The following is a 26,303-nucleotide window of genomic DNA, read 5'->3' as shown; positions in this document are numbered from 1 at the left end:
TTAACCTACCATATTATTAAGTTGCAGAAGCGGTTGTAATATTGACAGCACGATGAATAAAACAATCGTTGCCATGGATACCACCAGCGCCGGTTCAAATACCGACAGCGTTAACGTAATGCGATGCTGTAATCCCGATTCCTGGTTTTCCGCCGCGCGGTTCATTAAATTACCTAATTCGCCGCTCTCTTCCCCGGAGGCAATCATATACAGCATGGTCGGCGGGAAGAGTCTCGCCTGCTCCAGTGCGGCATACAGCGATGCCCCCTGGCGGACGGTATCCGCCGCCTGCTCCAGCACCTGCCGGGCGTAGAGGTTTTCGATACCGTCCATCGCGATATACATCCCCTCCAGCAGCGGCACGCTACTGGCCTGCAGAATACTCAGGGTGCGGATATAGCGGGCGCTGTTGATGGCGCACACCAGTTTTTTTATCGGCGAACCGTTCACCAGCCAGCTGTGCCAGCGAAAGCGGTTTTTGACGTTTCTGACCCAGGCTTTGAAACCGACAATCCCCCCGCCGATGCCGCCCGCGATATAAATCCCGTAAGCCTGCAGGAAATCACTCACTGCAATCAGCGTGCGGGTGGTGATCGGCAGTTGCTGCTTCATGTGGGTGAACTGTTCGATCACCTGCGGCACCACCGCGACCAGCAGAATGCTGATGACCGCAATGGCCACTACCGTCAGGGTAATCGGGTAGACCATCGCCTGCGTCAGCTTGCTTTTCATCTTCTGACGCTGCTCGTTGTATTCGGCCAGCTTTTCCAGCACGTCGCCCAGGTGACCGGTCTTTTCGCCGGCCATCACCAGCGTGCAGTAGAGTTTGTCGAAGGTGCGCGGAAACTGGCTGAAGGCGTCAAACAGCGTGTGCCCTTCCACCACCTTCTCGCGAATTTCAACCACCATCGCCGCCAGCTTTTTGTCTTCCGTCTGTTTGGAAATCGCTTTGAGCGCGCTCTCCAGCGGCAGCGCCGCGTTGACCAGCGTGGAAAGCTGGCGGGTAAACATCGACAGCACCGGCGTAGAGAGCTTTGCGCCGGTTTTCGCTTTTCCGGCAGACGCAGCCTCACGGGTTTCGTTGATGCTGACGGGCATCAGCTTTCGCTCGCGCAACATCTGGCGAACCTGCTTTTGCCCCTCAGCCTGCAGCGTGCCGCGCTGGGTTTTCCCCGCTGCATCCGTTGCCGTCCAGGCGTAGAAGGCCATTACGCATCTCCTCCACGCTCGGCGGTAACGCGCATCACCTCTTCGAGAGAGGTCACGCCGCTAATGACCTTCAGCAGGCCGTTCTCACGCAGGCTGTAGGCCTGCTTAAAGAGCTGCGTTTCAATGGACATTTCGTCTTTATCTTCATGAATGGCGCGGCGCATGGTGCTGTCCACCACCAGAAACTCATGAATACCGGCGCGCCCCTGGTAGCCGCTCTGGCGGCAGTGTTCACAGCCCACCGCGCGGTAGATGGCTTTTGGCGGCGTGTCCATAAAGCTGAACAGCGCTTTCTCATTGGCGTCCAGCGGACTGGTGGTCCGGCAATGTGTACACAGCCGACGCACCAGACGCTGGGCAATGACACCGAGCAACGATGAACCAATTAAAAAGGATTCCAGCCCCATATCCCGCAGACGGGTGATCGCCCCCGCGGCGCTGTTGGTGTGCAGCGTGGACATGACCAGGTGACCGGTGAGCGACGCCTGCACCGCAATTTGCGCGGTTTCACCGTCACGAATTTCCCCGATCATCACCACATCCGGATCCTGACGCAGAATGGCGCGCAGTCCGCGGGCAAAGGTCATGTCCACGCGCGGGTTAACCTGCGTCTGCCCCACCCCTTCCAGTTCGTATTCAATCGGGTCTTCTACGGTCAGAATGTTGCGTTCGTGACCGTTCAGCGCCGAAAGAATGGCGTACAGGGTGGTACTTTTACCGGAGCCAGTCGGCCCGGTGACCAGGATGATGCCGTGCGGGCGGTCAATCAGCCCTTTCAACTTTTCCAGCTCTTCATCAATCAGGCCAAGCTTGTTGATGTCGGGCTTAAGATTGCTTTTATCGAGCAGACGCATCACCACACGCTCGCCGTACTGCGAAGGAATGGTCGATACACGCACGTCGATTGCCTTACGGCCGATGCGCAGGGAGATACGTCCATCCTGCGGCAAACGCTTCTCGGCGATGTCGAGTTTTGACATCACCTTGATGCGCGACACCAGCAGCGGCGCGAGCTTGCGCGCTGGCTGGAGCACCGGGCGCAGCACGCCGTCGACGCGAAAACGAATGCTCAGCGTGCGCTCAAAGGTTTCGATATGAATATCCGACGCGCCATCTTTGACCGCCTCGCCAAGAATGGCGTTGATCAGGCGGATCACCGGCGAGTTTTCGTCGTTGTCGAGCAAATCCTCGTTGTCCGGGATCTCCTCAGTTAACGCCATCAGATCGATATCCGCGTCCATATCGTCCACCAGCTGCTGAGAGACGCCGCTGCTCTGCTGCCAGATTTTCGCCAGCAGCTCGTCAAAGGCCTCTGGCGTCAGAGTCACCGGGACGAACGTGCGTCCCAGCACCCGGCGCACTTCCAGCAGCGCAAATGCCGGGGTGTCTTCACGGATAAAGACGTCATTGTTGTAAAATAAAACGCCGTTATCTTTTGCATAGCTGCTGCTACACAGGGTTTTACTCAGTTCGTCCACGTTGCCCCTCCGCCTTACTCTTTAAACGGGTTGCGCGTTGCGGCTGCGCTGGTTTTCACCGGCACCGCGTCTGCAGAAGGCGCGGACGGATATGCTGGCATCACCGGGTTATTGCTGTTCGTTACGATGCCCAGCTTTTTCTCCTCCATGCGCTGCTGCTGGCGAGCACGGATCTGGTCATATTTCTCTTTCGACGCCGCACTGTAGTTGTCGTCGTCGCGCAGCACCGTGGTGTGGATGAACACCATCAGGTTACGTTTAGAGGTATCCTCAGAGGTGTAGCGGAACAGCTGGCCCACCAGCGGAATATCGCCCAGCAGCGGCACCTTGGAGACGGTCTCTTTGGTGACGTTTTCCATCAGACCGCCCAACACCACGGTCTGGCCGCTGTGTACCATCACTTCGTTGTTGATGGTACGGGTGTTGAAGGTTGGGCCGAGGCTGGCGTCTTCAGTCGCGTTAGCGTCAACGCTGGAGACTTCCTGTTCAATCTTCAGATGAATCATGTCGCCGTCGTTAATCTGCGGCACGATTTTCAGCTTGGTCCCCACCGTCTTACGCTCAACGGAGTTAAAGACGTTGTCGCCACTGGTCGTTTGCGAACCGGACAGTACCGGCACATCCTGACCGACATTGAACGACGCTTCTTTGTTATCCAGCGTGACCACGCTTGGCGTAGAAAGAATGTCGTTCTTGGACCCGGTGGAGAGCGCGGTCATCAGCGCACCAAAATCACCGTTAAAGAAGCCGGTCGCCAGACCGGTATACGACAACCCTTTCATCGTGCCATTTTTGACCTGCCCGATTGGCAGGCCGGTAGATCCGAACTGGACGCCGCCGTGCTTGCTGGTCCACTGCACGCCCAGATCCATGCCGTTACCGTCCTGTACTTCCGCAATGATGGCTTCCACCAGCACCTGCGGACGGCGGATATCGAGCTTATCGATCACCTTCTCCAGGGAGTTCATCACGTTAGGCTGCGCAGTGATCACCAGAGAGTTGGTTGACTCGTCGGCGGTAATATTCAGATCGCTGGACGCGGCGGCGGTTTTCGCCTTTGGCGCGCCCGCTTTGTCTTTCAGCTGTTCGCCAATCCCGGTCAGCACCGGCACCACCTTGGTGGCGCTGGCGTATTTGAGATAGAACACGCGGGTATTCCCTTCGTTGTTCTGCTCGCGATCCAGCTCATGAATCAGAGAGCGGGTGCGGGTGCGCGCCGCTTCCGAGCCGCTGATCACCAGGCTGTTGGTCTCGTCATCCGCAACCACTTTCGTGGCCAGCTGCGGGGCGTACTGCCCTTTCTGCTCTTCGTTGTTGAGGTTGTTCAACATGTCTGAGAGCTCTTTGGCAGAGGCAAAGCGCAGCGGCACAATTTCACGGCGCTGAACACCGTCTTTATCCACGCGCTGAACCAGATCCACCAGGCGGTTCACCACCGAGGCTTTGCCGGTTAACAGCAGCACGTTGGACGGCTCAAAGTGAACCACGTTACCGATGCCGGTTGCGTCGTTGAGCTGGCGCAACAGCGGAGCAAGCTCGCGTACTGGCACATTTTCCATGCGCACGACGCGGGTGATGATTTCATCCCCTTTGCCCGGGTTGCTGCTGTCCGCCAGCGGCGCCCCGGCGGTGCGGGCGACGCTTGAACGCACCACTTTGACCATGCCGTTGTCCATCGGGATCACCGACAGGCCGTACAGGTCCAGCACGCTCAGGAAGAACTGGTAATACTCATCTTCCGTCAGCACGTTATAGGTTCTTACGGATACCGTGCCCTGAACGGACGGATCGACAAGAATGGTTTTATTAAGATTGCGGCCTACCGTATCGATAAACTCCCGAATATCGGTATTTTTAAAGCTCGCGCTAAAGTTCGCCGCGAACAGCGAACCTGAATATAACGACAATGCGGTCAGCGCCACGCACGCCCAAGGAAATTTCTTCATGGCTGTACACTTGTTAATTGTTTAGAACATTAATCCGAATATTTTCAAGGTGAGCGTGACGTCTGACGACGACCTCCGCTTCTTTCATTTTCGACCAGTTGGCAATAATATTTTTTGCCTTTGCTTCATCGGTCATATCGACAGAGTTTACTTTTACCGCCACATCCCCCTTTTCCAGTCCTGAATGACTGAAGAAGGCGGAGGCGTTCCTTGGATTAATGTTGTAGCCTTCCAGCTGGCCTTTTTCGATCAGAGGTTTTAACACCAGATAATCATCCAGATGCACGCTTTCCGCGCCTGCATCCTTCGTCGATTTCGTCACCGGGCCGCTGTCAACGCCGCCCTTAAAATAATCCGGCTTATTTAATGCGAGTACCTGCGTAGCACCTTCATAATTAACCACCACATTATCTTTATTAATTTCCTGAACAAACGCGTCGGTAAAACCGGTCAACGGCTCGCCCTCCCGGTAGCTTCTCGCCCCTCCGGGGGTTTTAATGACGGCGAAGGAGAGCCAGGCATCATCACTGCGCACGATACCTTCGATCTCCGCTGCCAGCGGCGCTTTTGCCGCTATCTCGACGTTATCCTGGCGAACAGCAGCCGTGAAAAGCGTGAAGGATTTTTCTTCGCGACGTTTTTTCAGCGGCTGCACATCAGAATTAGCCAACTTATTTGTAACTTTTTTATAATCTTTAAACGTCAGATACCCTTGTTGGCCGCAAAATAGCAACAGCGCAAACATAATACAGGGGGTTATCCACCGTGACAGAAATGAGAACCTCATTTTTCATCTGGCCTATAGCAAAGCGAAAATAAGCAGCGTCGTGCTGCGCTAACATGTGAGAAAATAGTAATGAGCTGCTGTAAATTCGACCACTGACTTTGCCGCTAACTTTCATAAAGAAAAATATTGACCGTATAAAATCCAGATGTTAGGCATCGTCCAGTGGATATTTTTACCCTGTGTGTAAATTGACCACACCCTGGCGTTGCTTTACTTTCTCGTCCTGTTGCTATTCCCAATCAGAGACGGTAAGTCGTTATGTATCAGAAGCACTTTAATTTTAAAAATCCGCCCTTTCGGAAGATCGTCCGCTCAAACGGCGATTTTCTGGTGCCTTATCATCAGGATGTTTTCAACCTGCTGAAGGAGAAAACCCAACAGGCGGGAATTATCGGGCTCTTTTCCGACGATGCCCCTCTGCTGGGGCAGTTCAGTGACGCCCTCAAATCTGCCCACCCCGACGTGCTTGCTATTAATGCGTTTCCAAAACTGAGTGCCAGTAGCCTGCTGTACAAGCTCAGCCCGGGAACCAAAGAGAACAAGAACCGGATTCAGGCGGTGGATGCCGTACTGCACCAGTGGCAGGCGGAAAAAAACCGGGCGAAGATACTGATCGTTAGCCATTGCGAGGCGATGAAAGAGAGCTGTCACGAGGTGCTGGCGATGCTACTCACCCGTGCCCAGGAGCTGGCGTTTCGCCTGTCGGTGGTGCTGACGGGCGCGGCGGATCGGGACGTTGTTCTGATGCAGCAATCTGAACTGCGTGAATATGCGCACACCCGCCACACTTTGCGTCCCCTTACCTGCCGGGAATATCTCAGCTATGTACAGGCGCAGTGTGAAGAACACGGGTGCGAGAGCGCACCGTTATCCCCGGCACGCGTGCGTAAAATGCATGCGCTGACCAAAGGGAATATCAGCAAACTGAATGAACTGTCGCATCTGTCGATGCTGGCTGCCTGGACCGAACGTGCAGCCGAGGTCAGCCCGCGTCATTTACGGCTGGCGGCAGGTGAGATCCTCCCGGCGAAAAAACACGGTAAGCGCCTGGCAACCGTGGGGCTTTTTGCCTCAGTGCTGTTCGCCGCCTGCGGCTGGTATTTAACGTCGTCGATCGCCGGAAAACTTCCGGTTCAACTCCCGGTACCCGTCAGCTGGAAACAGCAGGCGCCAAAAGTTGAAGCACCGGTGGTGCCGGTCATCGACAACGAAATGGTTAATCAGCCGGATGCCATGCATCAGCTCTACCTGATGTGGGGGTATGACGCCTCGGCGGATGATGCCCTGTGCCAGAACGCCGCGAAGGTGAACCTGATGTGTAAACAGGGGAATGCCTCACCCGATGCGCTGGCACAGGAGGGGTATCCGTGGGTGAGCGAGCTGAAAACCGGCGATCATCTTAACTATGCCGTGGTCGCCCGCGTCGGAGATACGTCACTCGACCTGCTGATGAATAACCGTACCTGGCAGGTAAGCCGCCGCTGGTTTAACCAGCATGCGACCGGCAACTTTACCCAGTTGCACCGCCTGACGCCGGAAGGTAAAGACGCTATCAGTGCCGCCAGCGACACGAAAGACATGGGCTGGCTTGACCAGCAGTTGAGCCTGGCGCTTGGCCAGCCAGAAACCCATTCGCAGACCTGGACGGCGGAGATGATGAAACGCACACGCGAATTCCAGCAAAAAATGCATCTGCATGTGGATGGCATTCCTGGCGAAGATACGTTGATGCAGTTGATGCGTGAAACCCATACCGCGCCGAGCGTACTGCTCCAGACCACGCATGACACACCCGACGCCAACACGCAGGAGAAGCATTCCTAATGTCTACCATCTGTCTTGCGGCTCAGCGCAGTTACACCACCGGCGAGGCGGTCTGGTTTTCATACCGCCTCCCCCGTCTGAGAAACATCGTTAGCCATGCCTTTTTAGGGATGGTGGCTCTGTGCGCCATGATCATGGCAGGGCTGTACGCGCATGTTTACTGGAACCTTCGCCATCCGGCGCCGGAACCGGTCAAAGCAAGCGCCGCGAAACCGGAAACGCAGCTTTCAGATATGCACTATGTGTATGTGAGCAAGCCGTTCCCGCATCCCCATCCGCATCCGCAGCCAAAACCGGCTCCGGTGCAGGCGGATGTTCCTGCCATGCAGGATCTGCCCATCAACAGCGATGATGCCGACTGGCAGCAGGCACCTGATGGTGACGTGCCCCATGATACTTCCCGGGATACGTTACCCGGAACCGAAGCACACGAAGCCGCCTCCGCCAGCACAGGCAGTGATGACGCTTCTATAAGCGAGTTACTTAAGCAGGCGTTAAAAGAACAAGAGCAAGATTATTCGCAAGGCAAAATTCCCGCGCCGCCGGTTGACGAAACGCAGGATAATTCGCAGAGGGATGTGAATCATAAAGTGGATGCCCGGTCCCCTTTGAGTGAGAAAGGAGACCGGCTGGAGTAGTTAATATTTTTCAGGCAAGGCTGTCAGGTTAAGGAGTCTTCCCTTTTCCACAACAATATATTGACCTTTTTTCAGATCGGAAAGAATTTTAATGATGGTGCTACGAGCCAGGTTGGTGTACTCCTGAATATAATCATAAACGTTGATGTCGCGTTGCTGATGAACAATCAGGTCATTGATCTCGTATAAAAACTCACGTACGACTGAATAAGCACTGCGGGCAACCAGAACATCGTCACGTTTGCTCAACATACAAATATACCAGGAGAGAACTTTGGTCAGTTGAGGCCACAAATTTTTATCCGTCATGAGCTGCGCGAAGGTCTCTTTTTTAATTGAGCGCACCACGGTATTGGCCCGAACGAGGCCGTACATATGGGTCGCATCGTAGTACATCGAAGAGAGACCAAAAATGCACTGGCCGGTAACCGTGAACATACACAGTTCGTCGGATTCACGTCGGAATTCAACTTCGCCGCTGACGATAATATGAATATATTGTGAATCAGAGGTGGATATTTTCTGCCATTTCTTTAAGGTTTTCTCTTCAAAACCTGAGGTTGCAGAAATAATACTATTCATTTCGTCCTGTGGACGTAACTTTTTACCGTAAATACTTAACATTGTTATACCCGATTTAAGATGTTAATTTTTAGTATGCAGACCAAAGCAAAAAAAACCTTAGCCTTAGAATATTTTTCCTGATGATACACTCAAGGAGAAAAATAAAAGATGAATGAGATATATTTATTTGCTGCATTAATTAGCAAGCTATGTGTCTATCTTAAATGCGGATAATTTTAAGTCAATTAACTAAAAATGAATTGAGTTTGTACCTAAGATTAATCTCAAGTAAATCAGGAGTAATTGGCGCTTTCGGGGGTATCCGAAGGATTACCCCTGCCCGTATTTCTCTAAAAGCGCTTCAGCAATGGCCATCGTTTCGACATCTGCGACGCCGTTCCACAGGTCAGGCCTGAAGTGCATCTGGAATACCATGATGATACGTTTTTGCTGCGCTGGGGTGCTGTTGGCCGGTACGTCATAGCCATAGCGCGCAAGCAAATCGAGTAACGCTGCGGTATCCACCGCCTGAAAGCGTGGTCGTCCGTTGATATAAAATGCGACGCGCGCGGGATCGGGCCATGCGCCTATCCCCTGCTGAGCCAGCTGTCGCCACGGGAACAACGGACCGGGATCGTCTTTGCGCTGCGGCGCAATGTCCGAATGGGCCACCACGTTCTCAGGTCTGATGTTGTAGCGGGCAATGATGTCTTTGGCGAGTGGCACCAGCGCCGCAATCTGCGCGGGTTCGAAAGGTGTAAAACGCTTTACGCCAGCAGACTTTTGCCAGCCACGATTTTCAAGTTCAATGCCCACAGACGTATCATTAATTCGGTTGGTACCGCGCCAGAAGCTGATACCTGCATGCCAGGCCAGTTCGCTCTCGGGTACCAGTTGCCAGATACGCGGCTTGCCGTCCGGTGCTGGCGGCTTTGCGGGGATCAAATAATGAGAGCTGACGTTTTTATCGGTTAGGGTCGCCAGCGACGTGTCAAAATCATCGGCGGTGTAGTGGATCACCAGCACCTTTATTCGCGGGTAGGCCGCCTGCGCCTGATGGCGGGTATCCAGCTCGTACGCGCCTTTATCAACAATGCCCTTTTCCGAGGTACATCCTGCCAGCAACAGCGCCAGCAGGAGAGTGGAGAGCGAACGCTTCATCGACGGGTTTTCACCGCCGTTCCACTGACGCTCACCATCAGCATGCTGGCATCTTTCCCGACCGTTTCGTAGTCGATATCAATGCCGACTACCGCATCCGCACCCAGCGCCTTGGCCTGCTCACCCAGCTCCTTAAAAGCAATTTCTCGCGCTTTACGCAGCTCTTTTTCGTAGGCACCGGATCGTCCACCCACGATGTCACGGATGCCAGCAAAAAAGTCGCGGAAGATATTGGCACCGAGAATTGCTTCCCCGGTCACCACGCCGCAATACTCGGTTATTGTTTGCCCTTCCAGGGTTGGCGTTGTTGAAAACTGCATAGTTTCTCTCCTTCTTTAGCGTTCAATGCCTTAGGCACAGCATTATCGGTTCGTTACGCTATGATTGAAAGGATAGTTAATAAATAAGGAAATCAACATGCGCTACTCTGCTTTAACACTTTTGGTGCCCTGCGCGCTGGTGCTCAGCGCCTGTACCACCACGGTCACGCCAGCCTTTAAGGATATTGGTACCCGCAGCGGCCCCTGCATTGACGGCGGCCCGGACACCGTGGCGCAGCAGTTCTATGATTACCGCATTCAGCACCGCAGCAACGATCTCACCGGCCTGCGCCCTTACCTGAGCGACGGTCTGGCAAAACTGCTCAACGACGCCACCCGCGATCCGCAGCATAATACCCTGCTTAAATCCGATCCGTTCTCCAGCCGTACCACGCTGCCGGACAGTGCGGAAGTGGCCAGCGCTTCTACCATTCCCAACACCGATGCGCGAAACATTCCGCTGCGCGTCAAGCTGACCCAGGGGACCCAGTCCTGGCAGGATGAGGTACTGATGATCCGTGAAGGTCAGTGCTGGGCTGTCGACGACGTACGCTACATTGGCGGCAGCGTTCATGCCCCGGCAGGCACGCTGCGCCAGTCGATTGAGAACCGCTAAATCATCAGTTATAAAAATGTTACCCCCGTAAAATGTCCGGCATTTCTCGCGGAATGCCGACATTTATACTCGCCGCCTTTGCCCTTCGCTATTTTGTGCTATGTTTAAGAGGAAATACGGGTTATATTTAACTTTTAACGCAGAAATATTGCATAACTATTCTGTCAACGGTACTATCTGCGGCCTCAATTGCTATAGATTGCCTGGATGAGTAAAGACTGCCCCGATGAGTATTAAACTAAACGGCATTAACTGCTTCTACGGCGCACACCAGGCGCTGTTTGACATCACGCTGAACTGCCCGGAAGGCGAAACGCTGGTTTTGCTTGGCCCAAGCGGTGCAGGTAAAAGCTCCCTTCTGCGTGTCCTTAATCTGCTTGAAATGCCCCGTTCAGGTACGCTGGCGATTGCCGGTAACCATTTTGATTTCGCGAAAACGCCGTCTGATAAAGCGATTCGCGAGCTGCGTCAAAACGTCGGCATGGTCTTCCAGCAATACAATCTCTGGCCACATCTGACGGTGCTGCAAAACCTGATTGAAGCCCCGTGCCGCGTGCTGGGGTTAAGTAAGGATCAGGCCATCGGCCGTGCCGAAAAGCTGCTGGAGCGTCTGCGCCTTAAGCCTTACAGTGACCGTTATCCGCTGCATCTTTCGGGTGGTCAGCAGCAGCGTGTGGCGATTGCCCGTGCGTTGATGATGGAACCGGCGGTTCTGCTGTTTGATGAACCGACCGCGGCGCTGGACCCGGAAATCACCGCTCAGATCGTCAGCATTATTCGTGAGCTGGCGGAAACCAATATCACGCAAGTCATCGTCACCCACGAAGTGGAAGTGGCGCGTAAAACCGCCAGCCGTGTGGTCTACATGGAAAATGGGTATATCGTTGAGCAAGGTGATGCGAGCTGCTTCGCTAACCCGCAAACCGATGCCTTCAAAAACTATTTATCTCATTGATTGTGTCAGGGGAAATATAATGAAAAAAGTATTACTTGCCGTGCTGCTTGCTGGCGTAACCCTTTCCGCTACCGCAGCCCAGACCATTCGTTTTGCCACGGAAGCGTCTTACCCTCCGTTTGAGTCCATTGATGCAAACAATAAAATTGTTGGCTTTGACGTAGACCTGGCAAACGCCCTGTGTAAAGAGATCGATGCGACCTGCACTTTCAGCAACCAGGCGTTTGACAGCCTGATCCCAAGCCTGAAGTTCCGCCGTATCGATGCCGTCATGGCCGGTATGGACATCACCCCTGAGCGTGAAAAGCAGGTGCTGTTTACGACCCCTTACTACGACAACTCGGCGCTGTTCATTGGTCAGAAAGGGAAATTCACCTCTGTTGATCAGCTGAAAGGCAAAAAAGTGGGCGTGCAGAACGGCACCACGCACCAGAAATTCATCATGGATAAGCATCCGGAAATCACCACCGTTCCGTATGACAGCTACCAGAACGCGAAGCTGGATCTGCAAAATGGTCGTATTGACGGCGTCTTTGGCGACACCGCGGTCGTGACCGAGTGGCTGAAAGCGAACGATAAACTGGCGCCAGTAGGCGACAAAGTGACCGATAAGGACTACTTCGGTACCGGTCTGGGGATTGCCGTTCGTCAGGGCAACACTGAGCTGCAGCAGAAGTTCAACGCTGCGCTGGAAAAAGTGAAGAAAGACGGCACCTACGAAACCATCTACAAAAAATGGTTCCAGAAGTAATTCCTGATGAATGAAATTTTTCCTTTAGCAAGCGCCGCCGGGATGACCGTCGGCCTTGCCGTTTGCGCACTGATTATCGGCCTGGTGCTGGCGATGTTCTTTGCGGTGTGGGAGTCCGCGAAATGGTTCCCCGTCGCCTGGACAGGCTCCGCGCTGGTCACTGTGCTGCGTGGACTACCGGAAATTCTGGTGGTCCTGTTTATCTATTTCGGCTCCTCGCAGCTGCTGCTTACGCTGTCGGATGGCTTCACTTTCAATCTTGGCTTTGCGCAGATCCCGGTGCAAATGCAGATTGAAAACTTCGACGTCAGCCCGTTCCTGTGCGGCGTGATTGCCCTCTCCCTGCTCTACTCGGCGTACGCGTCGCAAACCCTGCGTGGTGCGCTGAAAGCCGTGCCGCAGGGGCAGTGGGAGTCGGGTCAGGCGTTGGGTATGTCGAAATCAGCGATCTTCTTCCGTCTGGTCATGCCGCAGATGTGGCGCCATGCCCTGCCGGGCCTTGGTAACCAGTGGCTGGTGCTGCTGAAAGATACCGCGCTGGTGAGCCTGATCAGCGTTAACGATTTGATGCTGCAAACCAAAAGCATCGCCACCCGTACCCAGGAGCCTTTTACCTGGTACATTGTGGCGGCGGCGATCTACCTGGTGATCACGTTGCTCAGTCAGTACATCCTCAAGCGTATTGACCTGCGGGCGACGCGCTTTGAACGGAGACCAGGCTGATGCTTGAATATTTCCCGGAGCTCATGAAAGGGCTGCATACCAGCCTGACGCTGACCGTGGCGTCCATTATCGTGGCGCTGATCCTGGCGCTCATCTTCACCATCGTCCTGACGCTGAAAACGCCGGTACTGGTATGGATTGTGCGCGGCTACATCACCCTGTTTACCGGTACGCCGCTGCTGGTGCAGATCTTCCTGATTTACTACGGCCCGGGACAGTTCCCGTCGCTGCAGGAATATCCGGTTATCTGGCATCTGCTCTCTGAGCCGTGGCTGTGCGCCCTGATAGCCCTTTCCCTGAACAGCGCGGCCTATACCACCCAGCTGTTCTACGGCGCGATTCGTGCCATCCCGGAAGGGCAATGGCAGTCCTGCGGGGCGCTCGGCATGAGCAAGAAAGACACGCTGGCGATCCTGCTGCCGTACGCCTTTAAGCGTGCGCTCTCCTCTTACTCCAACGAAGTGGTGCTGGTGTTCAAGAGTACCTCTCTGGCCTATACCATCACCCTGATGGAAGTGATGGGCCACGGACAGCTGCTGTATGGACGCACCTATGACGTGATGGTCTTCGGCGCGGCGGGCGTGGTGTATCTGGTCGTGAACGGCCTGTTGACGCTGATGATGCGCCTGATTGAGCGTAAAGCTTTAGCGTTTGAGCGCAGATCGTAGGCCAGGTAAGCGCAGCGCCACCCGGCAAGAAGTGCATAAATGTGATTAATCAATGCGGATAACTTTCTGGTTATCCGCTTTTTTTTGCCATAAAGATAATATTTAATCGTTTTTATTGCATATAAATTCATTAACTGGCATTGTACATCCAGGCCGCAGACACGGCGCATCAATAAGACAGACGGGAGCATTACCATGAAAAAGTTAGTTCTGGCCGCATTACTGGCAACGTTCGCCGCAGGCGCATCCGCAGCGGATAAAATCAATTTTGGCGTGTCCGCCACCTATCCGCCGTTTGAATCGCTGGATGCCAGCAACCAGATCGTCGGTTTCGATATCGACCTGGCGAAAGCGCTGTGCAAACAGATGCAGGCCGACTGCACCTTTACCAACCACGCCTTTGACAGCCTGATCCCGTCGCTGAAGTTCAAAAAATACGATGCGGTGATCTCCGGAATGGACATCACCCCAGAGCGCAGCAAGCAGGTAGCGTTCACCGACCCGTACTACGCCAACTCGGCGGTAGTGATTGCGAAGAAAGGGGCGTATAAGTCCTTCGACGAGCTGAAAGGCAAACGCATCGGGATGGAAAACGGCACCACGCACCAGAAATACCTGCAGGACAAACATCCTGAAGTGAAAACCGTGGCCTATGACAGCTATCAGAATGCGATTATCGACCTGAAAAATGGCCGTATTGATGGCGTCTTCGGCGATACCGCCGTGGTCAACGAGTGGCTGAAAACCAACCCGCAGCTGGGCACGGCGACCGAGAAAGTGACCGATCCACAGTACTTCGGTACCGGCCTCGGCATCGCGGTACGTCCGGATAACAAAGCCTTGCTTGCAAAACTGAACGGCGCGCTGAAAGCGATTAAAGCTGACGGTACGTACCAGAAAATCAGCGAGCAGTGGTTCCCGCAGTAAGGTGTTTTGCCGGGTGACGGCTTCGCCTTACCCGGCCTACGAGGGGGGTTTTGTAGGCCGGATAAGCGCAGCGCCACCCGGCAATTCTCACAACGGCACAAAGAACCTGAATCGTGCCCCACTCACCGACTCCATCAGCCGTATTCCACCGCCGTGCAGCTCCAGCATCCGTTTGACGATTAACAGCCCTAACCCGCCGCGGTTCTCCCGCGAGGCCTGAGTGTTCAACGCTGAAGGCCGCTGGAACAGATCGTCGCGCAGCGACGCATCCACGCCCGTACCGCTGTCAGCCACTTCGACCTGAAGCTGTTCATTCTCCTGCCAGACCGCCAGACGAATTTCCCCGCCGGTCGGCGTATGACGCATTGCGTTATCCAGCAAATTGGTCACCACGCGCTCGATCATTGATACATCGGCATTGACCAGCGGCAACGGCCCAGGCACGTCAATATGCAGATTGACCTCTCGCGTGCGGGCAGTGAGCTCAAACTTCTGCGCCACGTCGGAAATCAGCTCCCCCATCGCGAAACGCTCGCGCTGCGGTTTAATGCCGCCGTGCTCAAGACGCGCCAGCTCAAACAACTGCTGGGAAAGATGGCGTACCTTTTGCCCCTGACGCAGGGCGGTGGCGAGATATTGCTGGTGCTCCTGAGGCGTCAGCGTGGTGGATTTCAGCGACAGCGTTTCCAGATAACCCAGCAGAGAGGTCAGCGGCGTGCGGAGATCGTGCGAAATATTGGCGATAAACTCCCGGCGCTGGCGATCGCTGTCGGCCAGTTGATCCCACTGGCGGGTGATTTTGCGCGCCAGCTCGATAAAACTGTTGCGCAGGCGTGCCACTTCGTCATTGGCCGCGACGTCCGGCGGCTCTGCTGCCAGCAGCCTGATTGCGCTAATGCTGTCCTGCTCAAGCCCGGTGACCTCTTCCGTCAGGCGTTTAACCGGACGCGTCACCCAGTACCAGACCAGTAATCCCGCCAGCAGGCCGAACAGTGCAACCCACAGCAATGACCAGAGCACCGTGCTCCACAGCGCCTTATGCCAGGCCATGTCCGCCAGCGCATTCGACTCCTCGCCCTGCAAAATAATGTACAGGTAGCCCTTAAGCTCACCCTCCTGACGCAGCGGCGTGGCGCTGAAGACTTTTTTGTTCTGGCTGCGCGGATCGTCGCCCAGTACCGGGATGGCGGTGCCGCTCAGGAAGGTCTGAACCGGTGCCAGATCGATTTTTTGCCGCTGAATATGGCCCGGCGGTGCGGCATCGGCCAGGATATCGCCGTCGGGTGAGACAACATAGAGCTCCACGCTCGGATTAAAGGTCATCAGACGGTCAAAGAGCGGTTTCAGCGAACTGCGGTCAACCCTGCCCTGCGCGTCGAGAATCGGTTCCCGCTGGACGATCTGCTGCGCCAGTCCGCCCGACAACCGCTGCACCATCGCGTTGCCGTATTGCGTACTGGTGTAGAGCTGTACCGCGCAGGCGACGGTGGCGCAGAGCATCATCAGCAGAATGAACAGCAGCGTCAGGCGCTGGCTGAGGCTAAAGCGACGCATCAGGCGTTGGCTCCGCAAATTTGTATCCCTTACCCCAGACGGTGCGAACGATTTCCGGCTCGGCAGCGTCCTTCTCAATCTTGATGCGCAGGCGGTTGATATGGGTGTTGACGGTATGCTCATAGCCTTCGTGCTGATAACCCCAGACCTGCTCCAGCAGCGCCAGACGGGAAAACACTTCGCCAGGGTGGCGGGCAAAGAAGTAAAGCAGTTCGAATTCGCGCGGGGTGAGATCCACCACCTGTCCGTGGAGCAGGACGCTGCGCGCCAGCGGATCGATCGTCAAACCGTGCGCCTGAATTTGCCCGTCCGTTTGTGCCTGCCCCATCGCCTGCTGACGGCGGAACAGCGCTTTAATGCGGGCAATCAGCTCCTGCACCGAAAACGGCTTAGCCAGATAGTCATCGGCACCGGTTTCCAGCCCGGTAATGCGGTCGGTTTCGCTGCTGCGGGCGCTGATGATGATGACCGGCAGGTAGCGCGTCATCTGACGGATGCGTCGGCAAATCTCCAGCCCGTCAACGTTTGGGAGCATCAGGTCGAGGATCACCGCATCCCACGACTGTTTTTCCAGGCGCTGCAGGGCGTTGCCCCCGTCGGGCTCGTGGGTGATGGCGTAGCCTTCGTCTTCTAAATTGAGTCGCAGAAGCGCCGCGATATCGTGGTCGTCTTCCACCAGCAGGATGTGCTTCATGGGTAAGCCTTCAATCATTTCTTATTACGTAAGCTTACCTGATTTCGAGCGGGGGAAGAGTTCACATTTTGTTGAACATTGTGCCGGGTTCATGCCGGGTGGCGGCTACGCCTTACCCGGCCTACGGGTTAACAACGTCAACACTTCGTAATGCGCGGTATGCGGGAACATATCGAAAAGCTGAACGCGTTCAATGCGGTAGCCCGGCAGGCTGGCGATATCTTTCGCCATGGTCTGCGCATTGCAGCTGGAGTAGACGATGTAATCCGGTGCCATCTGGCTCAGGTAATCGCAGAGTGCGTTTCCGATGCCCCGTCGCGGCGGGTTGACCAGCACCAGTTCCGGCACATTGCCCTGGCCGGTGGCGAACTGGGTAGAGTCAAGCGCCTGGAAGTGGAGATTCGTTAACCCCAGCCCGGCGGCGGACTGTTTCGCGCAGGCAATCGCTTCAGCAGAGATCTCAATCCCGGTCAGCTGCATTTCAGGCGTGGCGCAGTGCAGGCCGAAACCGCCCACGCCGCAGAACAGATCCCACATATGATGAATGTTTAACGCCCGAACCCAGTCACGGGCGGTGGCATACAACGCACTCGCGACGGTCGGGTTGGTCTGGAAGAAGCTTTGCGGGCGGATCCACAGCGGTACGCCGTTGAAATTTTCGGCCAGCGCAGGCTGTTCGGTGAAGAAGATCTCTTTCTCCCCTTCCATAATCGCCATGTGCACCGGCTGTATGTTTGCCGTAATGACCTTAAGCTGCGGCAGTTGCGCCTGCAGCCACGGCAGCGCCGCGCGAAGCTGCGCCAGCTTCGCTTCCGAGCGCAGCACAAAACGCAGCATCATGCCGCCGTCTAGCTGGCTTTCCGTCAGCAGGAGATATTTCAGCTCGCCGCGCTTGCGGGCGACGTGGTAGGGCGTTAACCCTGCCCGCGCAATAAACGGTTTGAGTGCGGCAAAGACGGGTTCAAACGACGCGGGATACAGCGGACAGTCGGTTAAATCTTCCGGCGTGCCGTCGCGGTGCAGCATCCCCAGCAGCGGTTTTTCGACGCTGCCGCTGACCACCATTTTGGCTTTGTTGCGAAAGCCCTGCTCCGGTCCGCTGACGGGTGCGCACCACTCCCCCACCGCGTGTTCAGCCAGCAGCTGTTGCAGGTCGGCCATTTTGGCGGTGAGTTGTTGAGAGACCGGCTGTTCTATCCACTGACAGGAGCGGCAGCGTCCGGCGTCATAGAGTGCGCACTGCATATGAAAACCTTAAGAATAACGGGGGCTGCGATTATACACATTATTGCAACTGGAAGAACCGTCGACTGGACGCAGGCACGAACAGGAAGAACAGCACCAGCATATCCGGCAGTTTTTGCAAAAACAGCGCGTGCAAAATCTCGCGTTTTGATCCGCCCGCAATGCTGAACAGTTCGGGATAGCCATACCCCAGCGAGGCGGCCCACAGGTAGCTGGCGGCGGTCACCTGCGTCAGCAGATAGACCCAGCGCGCCCAGTTGCGCCCTTTGACCAGCGAAAACGCACAGTAGATCTCAATGAACACCAGCACCAGGCTGCTCAGAAAAACCAGCGTCAGATTCCACGTCTGCACGCTGCGGTGAATGAATTCACCGATACCGCGCACGCCCAGGGTATTCATAATCATCAGCACGTCCAGGCAGCGGATCATAATAATGGCGAGCGCCGCCACCTGTACCAGCGCAGGAACGTTAGGACGAGCGTGCGTAAGCCGTGATTTTTTTAATAATCCCAATGTTTTACTTCCCTGAAAAACAGTGCCGCGTGATACGCGGCACATCACTGGAAATTTTAAATGCTTCAGCCGCGTCTTGCACGCTGGATATCACGCACGCGCTGTTTTTCCGCGCGCGCCATCAAATACCAGGCGATAAATCCGACAATTCCGACCACGCCGAGGATGATAGAGGCCAGGGCGTTGATCTCCGGGTTAACCCCCATGCGCACGCTGGAGAAGACCAGCATCGGCAGCGTTGTCGCCCCCGGGCCGGAGACAAAGCTGGCGATCACCAGATCGTCGAGCGAGAGGGTAAATGCCAGCAGCCAGCCGGAGATCACCGCCGGCATGATCATCGGCAGGGTAATGATGAAAAAGACCTTTAGCGGGGTCGCGCCGAGATCCATCGCCGCCTCTTCTATCGAGCGATCCAGCTCGCGCAGACGCGAGGAGATCACCACGGCGACATAGGCGGTACAGAACGTGACGTGCGCCAGCCAGATGGTGAGCATGCCGCGATCCGCCGGCCAGCCGATGGCATGCGCCAGCGCCACGAACAGCAGCAGCAGCGCAAGGCCGGTAATCACGTCCGGCATGACCAACGGCGCGGTGATCATAAAGGCGAAGCCGTTCGAACCGCGAAAACGGCCGAAACGCACCATCACCAGCGCGGCGATGGTGCCCAGAACAGAGGCCATCGTTGCCGCCAGTGCGGCGATGGTCAGGCTCAGCCCTACCGCGCTCATCATTGCATCGTCGTGGAACAGCTCACTGTACCAGCGCGTCGACCAGCCCGCCCAGACCGTCACCAGTTTGGAACTGTTGAACGAGTAGATCACCAGCATCAGCATCGGCGCATACAGGAAGGTAAAGCCGATCGCCAGGATCGCAATTCGCCACGGGGAGCGCACTACCGGTAAGTTATTCATCCGTGGTCTCCCATCTGTTTCTGCTGATGTTTGTGGAACCACATGATCGGCACGATCAACAGCAGCAACATGATAATCGCCACCGCAGACGCTACCGGCCAGTCGCGGTTATTGAAGAACTCCTGCCACAGCACGCGGCCAATCATGATGCTGTCCGGCCCGCCGAGCAGTTCCGGGATCACAAACTCCCCTACCGCCGGAATAAAGACCAGCATCGACCCGGCGATAATCCCGCCTTTGGTCAACGGGACAATGACGCTGAAGAAGGTTTTCAGCGGACGCGCACCGAGGTCAAGCGAGGCTTCCACCAGCGAGTAATCTATCCGCGTCAGCGCCGTATAGATCGGCAGAACCATAAACGGCAGATAGGCATACACAATGCCAATATAGACCGCGAGGTTGGTGTGCAGGATCGTCAGCGGCTGATCGATAACCCCAAGCCACATCAGGAGGTTATTCAACACGCCGTTGTTTTTCAGGATCCCCATCCAGGCGTAAACGCGGATCAGGAATGAGGTCCACGACGGCAAAATCACCAGCAGCAGCAGGATATTACGCGTCGAGGGTTTACTGTGCGCCACGGCCCACGCCAGCGGGTAGCCCATCACCAGACAGCAGAGCGTCGAGATCGCCGCCACCTGCAGCGACTGCAGATAGGCTTCAATATAGAGCGGGTCCTCGGTGAGCTGCAGGTAGTTACCGAGGTTTAAGGTCAGCGTCAGCTGCCCGTCTGCCCACTCCCACAGGTCGGTATACGGCGGGATCGCCCGCGCCATCTCCGCCAGGCTGATCTTGAAAACGATCAGGAATGGCAGCAGGAACAGCAGGATCAGCCACACGTAAGGCATGGCAATCACCAGCTTGCGGCCGTGCTTCATCTTAAGGCGCGTCAGCCAGCTGGCTGCGCGGGCTGGAGGTTCAAGTGTACTCATTGGCCGCTCCTTATACCGTCAGCACGACACAACTGTCAGCATCCCAGCACAGGCGCACTTCGTCGCCCCAGGTCGGCTGACCTTTGCGGTAGCGATGTTCGTTTTGCAGCTGGGCGCTCAGCATCTGACCGCTTTTCAGACGCACGTGATAGATAGACAAATCGCCCAGGTAAGCAATGTGCACCACTTCACCCACGGCGAAGTTATAGCCATCGGCTGGCGGATCGTCACAGAGCATGATCTTCTCCGGACGCAGCGCGACGTAGACCGGCACGTTGTCCACCACGGCGCTGTCAGGATCGACCTTGAGCGGATGCTGCAGACCCGGCGATTCAATGACCAGGCCATCCTCCTGACGCTCTTTCAGTAGCCCTTCGAAGACGTTGACCGAACCGATGAACTCGGCGCTGTAGCGGGTGGTCGGATGCTCATAAATCTCCTCCGGCTCGCCAATTTGCACAAACTTCCCGCGGTTCATGATCGCAATACGTCCGGCCATGGTCATGGCTTCTTCCTGGTCGTGGGTCACCATTACGCAGGTCACGCCGACGCGCTCAAGAATATCCACCACTTCCAGCTGCATACGGTCACGCAGTTTTTTATCCAGGGCCCCCATCGGCTCGTCGAGCAGCAGCAGTTTCGGGCGTTTTGCCAGGCTTCTGGCGAGCGCCACGCGCTGGCGCTGGCCGCCTGAAAGCTGGTGCGGTTTACGCTTCGCGAACTCCTGCATGTGGACCAGACTCAGCATCTCGGCCACGCGCGCGGTGATTTCGGCTTTTGGCAATTTATCCTGCTTCAGGCCAAAGGCGATGTTCTGCTCCACCGTCATGTGCGGGAACAGTGCGTAGGACTGGAACATCATGTTAATCGGGCGCTGGTACGGCGGCACGCTGGAGAGATCCACGCCATCAAGCATGATTTGCCCGGCCGTGGGTTGTTCAAAACCGGCTAACATACGCAGCAGGGTTGATTTGCCACAGCCCGATGCGCCCAGTAGCGCGAATATTTCACCTTTATAGATAGTCAGGCTGACGTCGTCCACGGCATGCTGGCCATCGAAAGATTTGGTGAGGTTACGAATTTCAAGAAGCGGGGTCAGCGCTTTACGGACTTTCGCCTGCGGGCGGGGGATCGCGTCATTCACGGGGTGCTCTCCGGCAGAAATCAAATCATGGTGCAGGCGCACCAGAACGGTGCGCCTGTTGCCGGGGGCGCTTCGCTTGCCCGGCCTGTGACAAAGGGTTACTTACCGCTTTTCACCTTGGTCCACGCACGGGTACGTACGCGGTCAATTTTTGGATCCTGTACTTTCAGGGTGAAGAGCTTGGCGAACACGTCCGCTGGCGGATAAATTGCCGGATTACTGCGGATCGCTTCACTCACCAGCGGCACGGAAGCCTTGTTACCGTTGGCGTAATAAACGTGGTCGCTGATGTGGGCGATCACGTCCGGACGCATCAGGTAGTTAAGGAACTGATACGCTTCGTCTTTGTTTTTCGCATCAGCTGGCATCGCGAAGACGTCGAAGAAGGCCAGCGCCCCCTCTTTCGGGATGAAGTAGGACACATTCACGCCGTTTTTCGCCTCTTTCGCGCGGTTCGCCGCCTGCCACACATCCCCGGCCCAGCCAATCGCAACGCAGATGTCACCGTTCGCCAGGTCATTGATGTACTGGGAAGAGTGGAAATAGCGAATGTTTGGACGCAGCTTCAGCAGCAGATCGGTCGCCGGACCGGTGTAGTCATCCGCCTTGTTGCTGTTCGGATCTTTGCCCAGGTAGTTCAGCACGGTGGCAAAAATCTCTTCTGGCGCGTCCAGGAAAGAGACGCCGCAGCTTTTCAGCTTCTCAAGGTTTTCCGGCTTCAGCACCACGTCCCAGCTGTCCAGCTTGACGTCCGGGCCCAGCGCCGCTTTGACTTTATCCACGTTGTAGCCGATACCGGTGGTCGCCCACAGGTAAGGCATGGCGTATTTGTTATCCGGGTCATGCTTAGCCACCAGCTTCAGGACTTCTGGATCGAGGTTTTTCCAGTTCGGTAATTTGCTCTTGTCCAGTGGCTGGAAGACACCCGCGGTCAGCTGACGCTCCAGGAAGCTCGCGGAAGGCACGACCAGGTCAAACCCGGTGCTGCCTGCCATCAGTTTTCCTTCCAGCACTTCGTTGGAATCGAAAACGTCGTAGACCACTTTAATGCCGGTCTCTTTCTCAAAATTGGCCACGGTATCCGGCGCAATATAGTCAGACCAGTTATAAACGTGCAGCGTTTTTTGTTCCGCAGCGAGCGTGCCGGCAGAGACGGCCATCAGAGCACCCGCAACCAGACCCGATAACCATTTTTTATTCAAGGCGATCATAGTGTTATTCCTTCTGAAAGCTCGTTAACAAACGAACTAAAACTGTCCAATCTGGATATATGCAAAAATCATGCATAGTTTGTCGCTCTGCTCAAAATAAAAAGAAACCTCTTTACCCGGCAGGATCCGCTCGCTTTTTGAAGCATCGCAAGAATAACTGTAGCCCGTGTCTCCGGCTATAGCCCAGACGAAAAAACGCCTTTTATCAATTTTTTATGCAGGTTTAGTCTACGTGATAAGCCGAAACGGCCTTTGGGGAGGTGAAAAATTCTTTAAAGAAAGGTTAAAAGCAGCAGAAAAAATGGCCTAATGCAGCCGCCATGGCAGCGACTGCGCAAAAGTCAGGCAGCCTTAGTGAAGAAAATTGGGAGATGCATCATTATTCTCTGCATCATCTTCCGCGCTATACAGCAGATGGTGTGCATTGGCTTCCATCATGACCATGGAAATTTGCTCTTCACTCAAGCGCATAAACCAGGCGAACTGCTTAAAGGAGAGCCCTGCCCCGGAGAATAAAGACTGGCAAACGACCAGTTTTGGCAGATTATCATCCTGTATATCGAGAAATGCTTTCACCGTCAAAGAACTGGCATTGATGGCCGACAGGTCGGAGGCCAGCGCCAGTAGCGCAGACGGCTTCACTTCGGCCAGCGCGGAGAAAAGGATCACGTCGTTAATCAGATCGATTTTGGCATCAAAAATACCGTCGAAATTTTGCATATGAGGCAGATGCAGCGCCTGGCAGGAATCACATTCAAAGAACGTAATACCGGCATCATCGAGCCATTGACGTAACGTATCCAGTGTTGGTACGACCTGTAAATCCATCGCGGTGCAGCCTCTCTAATAAAAACTTCGCATAGATTACGCAAAAAGTGCGTTCAATGCCATTTAACCGCCCGTTTTCAGACAGTAGCCCGGCGTGGCATGACGCTCGATCCATGTGATCATTTTACCTGCAATATCGACCCCCGTGGTTTTTTCCACGCCTTCCAGCCCCGGTGAGGCATTCACCTCCATGACCAGCGGCCCGCGCGTCGCCCGCAGGAGGTCAACGCCCGCCACGTCCAGCCCCAACGTTTGCGCGGCTTTTACGGCAATGTCCCGCTCGCGATCGCTAATATCAGCGACTCTCGCTATGCCGCCGCGGTGAAGATTAGAGCGGAAATCGCCCTCTTTGGCCTGACGCTCAATGGCCGCCACCACTTCATTTCCGACCACGAAACAGCGAATATCACGCCCTTTCGCCTCTTCGATATACTCCTGCACCAGAATGTGCGCATTCAGTCCCCGAAAGGCGTCGACCACACTTTCTGCAGCCTGCCGCGTCTCCGCCAGCACCACGCCGATACCCTGCGTGCCTTCTACCAGCTTGATCACTAAAGGCGCGCCGCCCACCATGTCGATCAGATCGCTGGTGTCGTCCGGCGAATGGGCTATTCCGGTAACGGGGAGATCGATCCCCTGACGGGCGAGCAGCTGCAGCGAGCGCAACTTGTCGCGGGCGCGGGAAATGGCCACGGATTCATTGAGCGGATAGCTGCCCAGCATCTCAAACTGGCGCAGCGCGGCGGTGCCGTAATAGGTGATCTGGGAGCCGATACGCGGGATCACCGCATCAAAATGCGGCAGCTTGCGGCCTTTGTAGTGTATAGATGAAGCGGCGGGGTCGATGTTCATATAGCAGGACATCGGGTCAAGGATCTCAACCTGATGTCCGCGTTTTGCCGCCGCTTCTCGCAGGCGTTTACATGAATAGAGCGTTCCATCCCGGGACAATATGGCAATTTTCACCCTGCACCTCTCTGAAGACATGGAAAAAGCCTTCATATCATACAGAATGGACTATCGCGTCGCCCAGCCCTGTTTATGCAGATAATCGAGAATAAACGGGCGATTTTCTTTAATGATGGTGCGGCGAATGTGGTCGCTCCAGGTATCGCGGCGGTTATTGCTGTCACGCGTCAGATAGTAATTCGCCAGCTCTTCATCATAGTGATTCAGGACATCACGATCGACCGGCTGGTAGTGGTTCTCGTGCACCAGCATTGCCGCAGGAATACGCGGTTTCAGGTCCGGATTATCCGCCGGCCAGCCGAGGCAGAGGCCAAACAGCGGCAGTACATGTTTTGGCAGCTTCAGCAGTTCGGTGACGCTTTCAATGTTGTTACGCAACCCGCCGATATAGACCCCGCCTAGTCCCAACGATTCCGCCGCCGTAAAGGCGTTTTGCGCCATCAGCGCGGTATCCACGACGCCCAGCAGCAGCTGTTCGGCGAGCCCCAGTTGCGCTTCAGGGCAAATCTGCAGATGGCGGTTAAAGTCGGCACAAAATACCCAGAACTCGGCGGCCTGGGCCACATGCTTCTGCCCGCCGGTCAGCGTCACCAGCTGTTCACGCATCGCCGGGTCGGTAATGCGAATAATGGAGCTGCACTGCAGGAAACTGGAGCTGGAGGTCGCCCTTGCGCTGTTAATAATGGCGGTACGCTGCGCCTCGGTGATCGGCTCATCGGTGAAGTGGCGAATGGAACGATGGGAAAGGAGCAGGTCAATCGTGGGTGTCATCTTCTCTCTCTTTGCTTGCTTAAAACGTATGGCAGCCAGTATAGGCAATGATCTGCACGGTGTAATTGGCGAAACATAGCTCATAGGTATTATAACGACAGGCGAAACCTTCTTTAATGACGACAGGTTATGGGGCACTATACGTGTCATTCGCCGTCAGGCTTGTTTTTTGAGGAGAGAGAAATGTTTGCAGTAATTTTTGGTCGTCCAGGGTGCCCTTACTGTGTGCGCGCAAAAGAGCTGGCAGAGAAACTGACCGCAGAACGCGATGACTTCAATTTCCGCTATGTGGACATCCACGCGGAAGGCATCACCAAAGCCGATCTGGAAAAAACAGTCGGTAAGCCGGTTGAAACCGTCCCACAGATCTTCCTCGATCAGAAACACATCGGCGGTTGCACCGACTTTGAAGCCTACGCCAAAGAACATCTTGGCCTGTTTGCCGAGCAGTAATGAAAGGACGCCCTCACCCTGAGGGCGTTTTTATTTGTGGTGCCGTCGGTGCTGAATCAGGCTGCGCACAAATAAGTAGCAGAGCGCGCCAAGGGCACACCAGAATATGGCACTTAGCAACCACGCCAGCTCCTGCCAGAAACTTCGCGTTGAAACATACAGCAGTCGCATTAGCAGCAGACATAATGGCGCTGCAAGTATCGCCCCCAGTAACGGTTTCACCACTTCACCTTTACGGGAGAGAAAACTGGCAGCAGCCCCCGGCAGCGTAAAAAAGAGCAGCCCCAGCTCCGGATGACCCGACGCCCTGAATGCCCCTTTCACGTTAAAAGCAAGCGACATGCATACGACCGTGAACAGCAAAAAGCAGCTGATCACCCCCGCCCAGTTTCGTTTCATATTCAAACAATCCTCCTGACTTATCTCTATCAAATACACTTTCGTCGGGTAGACGCCCAGTCAGATAAAGCAATGCGGCAATCCTTGCCAAAGTACGCACAGGGTGATGCG

At 55.3% G+C, this 26,303-nt stretch carries 28 protein-coding genes; 9 read left to right on the top strand and 19 right to left on the bottom strand.

The window, feature by feature from the left end; translation table 11 throughout:
- The 4 genes from gspF to gspC are packed head-to-tail and all read right to left on the bottom strand — an operon-like array spanning window position 1 to window position 5,378.
- On the bottom strand, window positions 1–1,209 hold the full coding sequence (gene gspF, locus ACMGGM_RS20535) for a type II secretion system inner membrane protein GspF (protein WP_414149070.1): 1,209 nt from the start codon (window positions 1,207–1,209) through the stop codon (window positions 1–3).
- Entirely contained in the window at window positions 1,209–2,687 is a 1,479-nt protein-coding gene (gene gspE, locus ACMGGM_RS20530; protein ID WP_014883172.1) for a type II secretion system ATPase GspE, read from the bottom strand. Before gspE ends, gspF begins: the two co-directional genes overlap by 1 nt.
- A gap of 14 nt (window positions 2,688–2,701) precedes the next feature.
- Window positions 2,702–4,633 carry a type II secretion system secretin GspD gene (gene gspD / locus ACMGGM_RS20525; protein ID WP_414149069.1) on the bottom strand — a complete coding sequence of 644 codons (1,932 nt, stop codon included), beginning with the start codon at window positions 4,631–4,633 and terminating at the stop codon, window positions 2,702–2,704.
- A gap of 13 nt (window positions 4,634–4,646) precedes the next feature.
- Window positions 4,647–5,378 carry a type II secretion system protein GspC gene (gene gspC / locus ACMGGM_RS20520; protein WP_014883170.1) on the bottom strand — a complete coding sequence of 244 codons (732 nt, stop codon included), beginning with the start codon at window positions 5,376–5,378 and terminating at the stop codon, window positions 4,647–4,649.
- Window positions 5,379–5,678: 300 nt separating this feature from the next.
- Here gspC and ACMGGM_RS20515 point away from each other — a divergent pair, with 300 nt between their 5' ends.
- A complete protein-coding gene (locus ACMGGM_RS20515; RefSeq protein ID WP_200925058.1) occupies window positions 5,679–7,244 on the top strand; it encodes an ExeA family protein in 1,566 nt (521 codons plus the stop codon).
- Window positions 7,244–7,882, top strand: coding sequence for a hypothetical protein (locus tag ACMGGM_RS20510; RefSeq protein ID WP_045268550.1), 639 nt, complete (start codon window positions 7,244–7,246; stop codon window positions 7,880–7,882). Before ACMGGM_RS20515 ends, ACMGGM_RS20510 begins: the two co-directional genes overlap by 1 nt.
- On the opposite strand, the gene ACMGGM_RS20505 is transcribed toward ACMGGM_RS20510, so the two are convergent.
- The 3 genes from ACMGGM_RS20505 to ACMGGM_RS20495 all read right to left on the bottom strand — a co-directional run bounded on the left by ACMGGM_RS20505 (window position 7,883) and on the right by ACMGGM_RS20495 (window position 9,927).
- The gene (locus ACMGGM_RS20505) at window positions 7,883–8,506 is read right to left on the bottom strand and encodes a helix-turn-helix domain-containing protein (RefSeq protein WP_047343468.1); all 624 of its coding nucleotides are present in this window, start codon (window positions 8,504–8,506) and stop codon (window positions 7,883–7,885) included.
- A 270-nt stretch (window positions 8,507–8,776) separates the two neighbouring features.
- Window positions 8,777–9,607: an N-acetylmuramoyl-L-alanine amidase gene (locus ACMGGM_RS20500; RefSeq protein ID WP_045268551.1), complete on the bottom strand. Its 831-nt coding sequence runs from the start codon at window positions 9,605–9,607 to the stop codon at window positions 8,777–8,779.
- Window positions 9,604–9,927: a heavy metal-binding domain-containing protein gene (locus ACMGGM_RS20495; protein WP_023332507.1), complete on the bottom strand. Its 324-nt coding sequence runs from the start codon at window positions 9,925–9,927 to the stop codon at window positions 9,604–9,606. The genes ACMGGM_RS20500 and ACMGGM_RS20495 overlap by 4 nt, the downstream gene beginning before the upstream one ends.
- A 97-nt stretch (window positions 9,928–10,024) precedes the next feature.
- Between ACMGGM_RS20495 and ACMGGM_RS20490 the strand changes: the two genes are divergently transcribed.
- The 6 genes from ACMGGM_RS20490 (at window position 10,025) to artJ (ending at window position 14,567) form a co-directional block, all read left to right on the top strand.
- Complete coding sequence (locus ACMGGM_RS20490) at window positions 10,025–10,543, top strand: lipoprotein (RefSeq protein WP_014883164.1); 519 nt, start codon at window positions 10,025–10,027, stop codon at window positions 10,541–10,543.
- Between the two features lie 226 nt (window positions 10,544–10,769).
- Window positions 10,770–11,498, top strand: coding sequence for an arginine ABC transporter ATP-binding protein ArtP (gene artP, locus ACMGGM_RS20485; protein WP_014883163.1), 729 nt, complete (start codon window positions 10,770–10,772; stop codon window positions 11,496–11,498).
- Between the two features lie 19 nt (window positions 11,499–11,517).
- A complete protein-coding gene (gene artI / locus ACMGGM_RS20480; RefSeq protein ID WP_008500032.1) occupies window positions 11,518–12,249 on the top strand; it encodes an arginine ABC transporter substrate-binding protein ArtI in 732 nt (243 codons plus the stop codon).
- Between the two features lie 6 nt (window positions 12,250–12,255).
- Complete coding sequence (artQ, locus tag ACMGGM_RS20475) at window positions 12,256–12,972, top strand: arginine ABC transporter permease ArtQ (protein WP_063614065.1); 717 nt, start codon at window positions 12,256–12,258, stop codon at window positions 12,970–12,972.
- Entirely contained in the window at window positions 12,972–13,640 is a 669-nt protein-coding gene (gene artM / locus ACMGGM_RS20470; protein WP_014883161.1) for an arginine ABC transporter permease ArtM, read from the top strand. Before artQ ends, artM begins: the two co-directional genes overlap by 1 nt.
- 195 nt (window positions 13,641–13,835) lie before the next feature.
- On the top strand, window positions 13,836–14,567 hold the full coding sequence (gene artJ / locus ACMGGM_RS20465; RefSeq protein WP_014883160.1) for an arginine ABC transporter substrate-binding protein ArtJ: 732 nt from the start codon (window positions 13,836–13,838) through the stop codon (window positions 14,565–14,567).
- Window positions 14,568–14,654: 87 nt separating this feature from the next.
- On the opposite strand, the gene ACMGGM_RS20460 is transcribed toward artJ, so the two are convergent.
- From ACMGGM_RS20460 to nfsA, 11 genes are all read right to left on the bottom strand, one after another.
- Window positions 14,655–16,124 carry an ATP-binding protein gene (locus tag ACMGGM_RS20460; protein WP_063614094.1) on the bottom strand — a complete coding sequence of 490 codons (1,470 nt, stop codon included), beginning with the start codon at window positions 16,122–16,124 and terminating at the stop codon, window positions 14,655–14,657.
- On the bottom strand, window positions 16,108–16,815 hold the full coding sequence (locus ACMGGM_RS20455; RefSeq protein WP_045134201.1) for a response regulator transcription factor: 708 nt from the start codon (window positions 16,813–16,815) through the stop codon (window positions 16,108–16,110). The genes ACMGGM_RS20460 and ACMGGM_RS20455 overlap by 17 nt, the downstream gene beginning before the upstream one ends.
- Window positions 16,816–16,920: 105 nt before the next feature.
- A complete protein-coding gene (rlmC, locus tag ACMGGM_RS20450) occupies window positions 16,921–18,060 on the bottom strand; it encodes a 23S rRNA (uracil(747)-C(5))-methyltransferase RlmC (protein ID WP_047026684.1) in 1,140 nt (379 codons plus the stop codon).
- Between the two features lie 40 nt (window positions 18,061–18,100).
- On the bottom strand, window positions 18,101–18,619 hold the full coding sequence (locus tag ACMGGM_RS20445) for a YbjO family protein (RefSeq protein ID WP_058690435.1): 519 nt from the start codon (window positions 18,617–18,619) through the stop codon (window positions 18,101–18,103).
- A 20-nt stretch (window positions 18,620–18,639) separates the two neighbouring features.
- Entirely contained in the window at window positions 18,640–19,485 is an 846-nt protein-coding gene (gene potI / locus ACMGGM_RS20440) for a putrescine ABC transporter permease PotI (RefSeq protein WP_014883155.1), read from the bottom strand.
- Complete coding sequence (gene potH / locus ACMGGM_RS20435) at window positions 19,482–20,417, bottom strand: putrescine ABC transporter permease PotH (RefSeq protein ID WP_248235128.1); 936 nt, start codon at window positions 20,415–20,417, stop codon at window positions 19,482–19,484. Before potH ends, potI begins: the two co-directional genes overlap by 4 nt.
- A gap of 10 nt (window positions 20,418–20,427) precedes the next feature.
- Entirely contained in the window at window positions 20,428–21,561 is a 1,134-nt protein-coding gene (gene potG / locus ACMGGM_RS20430; protein ID WP_023336982.1) for a putrescine ABC transporter ATP-binding subunit PotG, read from the bottom strand.
- A 98-nt stretch (window positions 21,562–21,659) separates the two neighbouring features.
- A complete protein-coding gene (gene potF / locus ACMGGM_RS20425) occupies window positions 21,660–22,772 on the bottom strand; it encodes a spermidine/putrescine ABC transporter substrate-binding protein PotF (RefSeq protein WP_014883152.1) in 1,113 nt (370 codons plus the stop codon).
- A gap of 351 nt (window positions 22,773–23,123) precedes the next feature.
- Window positions 23,124–23,600: a YbjN domain-containing protein gene (locus ACMGGM_RS20420; protein WP_003858385.1), complete on the bottom strand. Its 477-nt coding sequence runs from the start codon at window positions 23,598–23,600 to the stop codon at window positions 23,124–23,126.
- A gap of 63 nt (window positions 23,601–23,663) precedes the next feature.
- A complete protein-coding gene (gene rimK / locus ACMGGM_RS20415) occupies window positions 23,664–24,566 on the bottom strand; it encodes a 30S ribosomal protein S6--L-glutamate ligase (protein ID WP_032628797.1) in 903 nt (300 codons plus the stop codon).
- 51 nt (window positions 24,567–24,617) lie between these two features.
- Window positions 24,618–25,340, bottom strand: coding sequence for a nitroreductase NfsA (nfsA, locus tag ACMGGM_RS20410; RefSeq protein WP_014883150.1), 723 nt, complete (start codon window positions 25,338–25,340; stop codon window positions 24,618–24,620).
- A gap of 183 nt (window positions 25,341–25,523) precedes the next feature.
- On the opposite strand from nfsA, the gene ACMGGM_RS20405 reads away from it, so the two are divergent.
- Window positions 25,524–25,793: a GrxA family glutaredoxin gene (locus ACMGGM_RS20405; RefSeq protein ID WP_014883149.1), complete on the top strand. Its 270-nt coding sequence runs from the start codon at window positions 25,524–25,526 to the stop codon at window positions 25,791–25,793.
- Window positions 25,794–25,823: 30 nt separating this feature from the next.
- On the opposite strand, the gene ACMGGM_RS20400 is transcribed toward ACMGGM_RS20405, so the two are convergent.
- Complete coding sequence (locus ACMGGM_RS20400; RefSeq protein WP_014883148.1) at window positions 25,824–26,192, bottom strand: inner membrane protein YbjM; 369 nt, start codon at window positions 26,190–26,192, stop codon at window positions 25,824–25,826.
- Between the last annotated feature and the right edge of the window lie 111 nt (window positions 26,193–26,303).

This window comes from Enterobacter sp. BNK-14, assembly GCF_047456095.1.
Classification (GTDB): domain Bacteria; phylum Pseudomonadota; class Gammaproteobacteria; order Enterobacterales; family Enterobacteriaceae; genus Enterobacter; species Enterobacter kobei.
The sequence above is the reverse complement of the archived record's forward strand: the minus strand, read 5'-3'. Positions and strand labels throughout refer to the sequence as shown.